Genomic DNA, 4058 nt, shown 5'->3' on the forward strand with positions numbered 1-4058 from the left:
TACTACTCTCGCTCCTTACCATCCTAATTTTGATACCCCAGTGGCCGAAGTCAAGGAAGCCATAAGATTGGGGGCAGATGCTATTTCTGTGGGGGTTATTGTCGGGGGGCCGGAGCAAGCAGAGCAACTCTCGCACTTAGCCCGGATCAGTCGGGAAGCCGAAGCCTTAGGTTTACCGGTAGTTACCCATATTTATCCTCGGGGCTCTCAGGTTAAGAATCCTAAGGACGCGGATGCGGTGGCCTATGCAGCCCGAGCGGGAGCGGAGCTAGGTGCTGACATCATCAAAACCAGCTGGACCGGCTCCATCGATTCCTTTGCTAAGGTAGTGGCTGCTTGCCCGGCTAGGGTGGTAATCGCTGGAGGTTCGCCGGGCAACGACCTTCAGTCTTATCTGCGTATGACTTGGGAAGGGATACAGGCGGGTATGGCGGGGGTCACTTATGGCCGTTTCGTTTGGAGCGACCCGGATCCGGCGGCGGTCATCTCTGCCCTTAAGGCCATTGTCCATGGCAATGCCACCGTCGAGGAAGCCATGGAAATTTACCGGCAGGTGCGGTGCCAGCATGGCTCCAAGAACAGGAAAGATGAAGCGCCGGCCGCAACGGGCGAGATCTAGGGGTACAAGAATGTGCCGAAAGGATAGCCAGGAGGCGATCTGTTGATGCGCGCGCTGGTATTTCGAGGCCCAAACCAGCTGGAAATAAACGAAGTCCCGGTTCCGAAAGTGGGGCCGGGGGAAATACTGCTTAAAGTGGCCGCCTGCCTAATCTGTGGTACCGACATCCGCATCTACCGGGGAAAGAAGACCAAAGGGGTGCGGGTGCCTTCCATCTTAGGCCATGAATTCTCCGGGACCATCGCTCAGGTAGGAGCAGGGGTAGAGAAGTTCAAAGTTGGGGACCGGGTAAGCGTAGCCCCGGTCATCCCTTGCCATACTTGCTACTACTGCCAGCATGGTCGGGAAAACGTTTGTGCCAACCGAACCGCCATGGGATACGAGTATGACGGTGCATTTGCCGAGTACGTTCGCATCCCCAGGGCGGCAGTAGAGGGTGGAAATGTGTTTTTAGTTCCGGATAGCGTATCCTTAGAGGCGGCAGCTTTAGCGGAGCCGTTGGCCTGTTGCCTGAACGGGCAGAGGCAGTCCCAGGTGAAGCTCGGCGATGTAGTAGTAATCCTGGGGGCGGGTCCGATTGGGCTCATGCACCTGGAGCTGGCCCGCGCAGCTGGGGCCAGCCAGGTGATTGTCAGTGAACCCCATCCCCAGCGACGGGCCATGGCCTTGCAGTTGGGAGCTAGCCAGGTAGTGGATCCAGGAGCCGAAGATGTGGGGGAGGCGGTGAGGGTGGCTACCGGTGGTCTGGGCGCTGATGCGGTTATCCTGGCCATTGGAATTCCTGCCCTGGCCCAGCAGGCCCTGACGCTGGTTAAGAAGGGCGGGACGGTAAACTTCTTTGCCGGTTTCTCAGTTGGCGAGGCCGCCCCTTTGGACGTCAACCGCATTCACTATCAAGAAATTACCGTTACTGGCACCAGCGCTGCCCGGCGGGAGGATTACGGGTTGGCGCTAAGCCTAATCGCCCAGGGTGTGGTTAACGCTGAAAGCATTATTACTCACCGTTTTGGCCTCAGCCAAGCCCTGGAAGGGTTTGCCGCGGCCGAGCAAGGCCTGGGGATCAAGGTGGCGATTTTGCCGTGACCGATCCCTTACTTATAGGCCTGGATGCGGGAACTAGTAGCGTTAAAGCTTATGCCTTTGACATTGCCGGGCAGCCCCGTCGGCAAGCATCGGTAAAGGTAGAGCTATCGAGCCCCCGCCCGGGGTGGGTGGATATGCCCCTGGATCGCTACTGGGAAGCAGTGCGGCAGGCGCTTCGCCAGGTAAGTCAAGGACTTTCAGGGATAGCTGGGATAGGGCTTAGCGTCACCAGCCCTACTACGGTGTTTTTCGATAGGCAGGCTCAGCCGGTCCGGGCCGGGATTCCTTACCTGGATAGCCGCAGCGCTAGCTATGTCGATGATTTGAGCGCCGAGGTGGGTGGTAGAGACGCCTATCAGGCCAAGGTGGGCAACCAGCCCATACCTTCCACCTGTGCTCTGGCCCTGGCGGCATGGGCCAGGAGGGAAGAACCTGGGAGCTGGGAACGGGCGGTCACGATTGGTTTTTTAAACAGTTTTCTTGCCGCTTGCCTCACCGGAGAATTGGCGGTAGACCCGACTACTGCCTCCTACTCAGGGGCGGTCAATTTGGCCCACCCTTACCGATGGTCGGAGGAACTATGCCAGCTCATGGGCTTAGCCCCGGGCAAGCTGCTTCCCATCCTGCCGCCCTATGCCAAGATAGGAGAGGTCAGTGCGGAAGCTGCGGCCGAAACCGGACTTCCGGCCGGAACACCGGTGGCCGTTGGCTGTGCTGATACTGCCGCTGCCGCCTTTGCTCTGGGACTCTACCAGCGCGGCGACGCCTTTGAGAGTGCTGGCACCTCAGGGGTATTGACCTTTTGTTTGGACCAGCCTGACTTTGATGCCGCCTTCCTTAATCGGGCTCACGTGGTGCCGGACCGGTGGCTGGCCCACGGGGGTATGTCAGCCTCGGGGGCAGCCATAGAGTGGCTCCGCAGCCGGGTTTTCAAGGACCTTGCTACTGCTGATGAGCTTGAGCAAGAAGCCAGGCGATCAGTGCCTGGTGCCCATGGGGTAGTCTTTCTTCCCTATTTGGCCGGGGAAAGAAGCCCCATCTTTGATCCGGCTGCCCGGGGACTATGGATAGGGATGCGGCTGGATACCAACCGAGCTGACTTGATTCGCGCGGTCTACGAGGGCGTAGCCTATGGGTTGCGGCAGCTATTGGAGCGGGCTACCGAACATTGGGGCTTTAAGGTTAGCGCTTTACCGTGTGTAGGGGGTGCCGCCATGAGCCCGCTGGGCCTCCAGATTCGGGCCGACGTATTAGGTGTGCCATACCGGCCAGCAACTTTCAAACACGCTGCCGCCTGGGGGGCAGCGTTATTGGGCGGGATAGCCGGCGGCATTTTTTCTGGGCCTCTTGATCCCAAGCTTCCCTGCCTTGCCGATTTTGGCCCGGTGGTAAAGCCCGACCCTGCCAACCGGTCCATCTATGATCAGCTCTTTTCCGTCTATAACCGCCTATACCCCTGTGTCAAAGCCGCCATGCATGCTCTGCCCTAAGGGCTGGATTCCAGCACCTGATCACTAATCTCCTTAATAACCTACTTCCGCCCTGGCGGGGCTGGCCCTCCGCTCCGCATCCTTGGTGGAGCCACCTAGCGCTTGGGGTACCGAGCCGGTGAGGACCTATGCCGCTGCCTTTGCGAAAGCCTTTTTAGGCCGGCGCCAGCTGCAGTTTATCGGAGGGTCAGAAGCACCGTTACCCGGATCGCTGTTCCTGGGTCCGGGATCACCAATTCCAGAACCCTAGTCTCATCATAGTAGGTCCAAGCATCACCTGGTAGCTGATTGGCTCCGGCGTCGCCTGCATGGCTACTGCCATCCTTACTACCGTTGCCACGTCCACCACTATTATTCCTCGTTAGCCTTTCTTCGGCCGTGACCTCGTCCTGGGCGGGTAGGGCTTGCCAGGTTACCTGGCATGGCAAGTCAACTCCATGCAAGCGCAGGCGATAGCTCTTACGCCCTGGGCTAAATCCTTGGTGTTTATAACCAATGCCTATAGTCAGCTTATCCCTAAGCCGGCGCTGGTCAATGGTAAGCAGATTATATTTACCCTGTTCATAATCTCGGCTCCAGCCGTCATCCTCATAGAATTCAATTTGACTCTCTTCAAGCGAATAGATATCCAAGATTAGCTCTTCAGGCACCTTTTCACCTACCCACTCCCGCGGCTCCCAGCTAGGAATAATGGCATTGCCCCGGACAAATAAGGGCAGGTGATCCAGGGGCGCTGGGGTAACTATCCAACTGCTGCCCTCATGAACCCGATCGTTCCAGAAATCAAACCATTTCCCAGCTGGAAGGTAGACTTTTCGCTCTCGTTGTCCTGCCTGGGTTATGGGCGCCACTAGCAGGTCGGGCCC

General features: G+C 58.2%; 4 protein-coding genes. 3 read left to right on the plus strand and 1 reads right to left on the minus strand.

Annotation, left to right across the window (positions count from 1 at the left end):
* The 3 genes from H5U02_14400 to H5U02_14410 form a co-directional block, all read left to right on the plus strand.
* Positions 1–619 (plus strand): fructose-bisphosphate aldolase (locus H5U02_14400; protein ID MBC7343613.1); only part of this gene is annotated, 619 nt, incomplete at its 5' end.
* Between the two features lie 45 nt (positions 620–664).
* Positions 665–1702 carry an alcohol dehydrogenase catalytic domain-containing protein gene (locus H5U02_14405; GenBank protein ID MBC7343614.1) on the plus strand — a complete coding sequence of 346 codons (1038 nt, stop codon included), beginning with the start codon at positions 665–667 and terminating at the stop codon, positions 1700–1702.
* Positions 1699–3192: a xylulose kinase gene (locus tag H5U02_14410; GenBank protein ID MBC7343615.1), complete on the plus strand. Its 1494-nt coding sequence runs from the start codon at positions 1699–1701 to the stop codon at positions 3190–3192. The genes H5U02_14405 and H5U02_14410 overlap by 4 nt, the downstream gene beginning before the upstream one ends.
* A 176-nt stretch (positions 3193–3368) precedes the next feature.
* Here H5U02_14410 and H5U02_14415 read toward each other — a convergent pair.
* A partial coding sequence (locus tag H5U02_14415; protein ID MBC7343616.1) for a DUF5110 domain-containing protein occupies positions 3369–4058 on the minus strand: 690 nt, incomplete at its 5' end.

It is taken from the genome of Clostridia bacterium, assembly GCA_014360065.1.
Taxonomy (GTDB): Bacteria; Bacillota; DSM-521; order Neomoorellales; family JACIYF01; genus JACIYF01.

Bases quoted from the DNA above. Each gene is read 5' to 3' on its own strand.
- H5U02_14405 (MBC7343614.1), top strand. From the start codon at position 665: ATGCGCGCGCTGGTATTTCGAGGCCCAAACCAGCTGGAAATAAACGAA.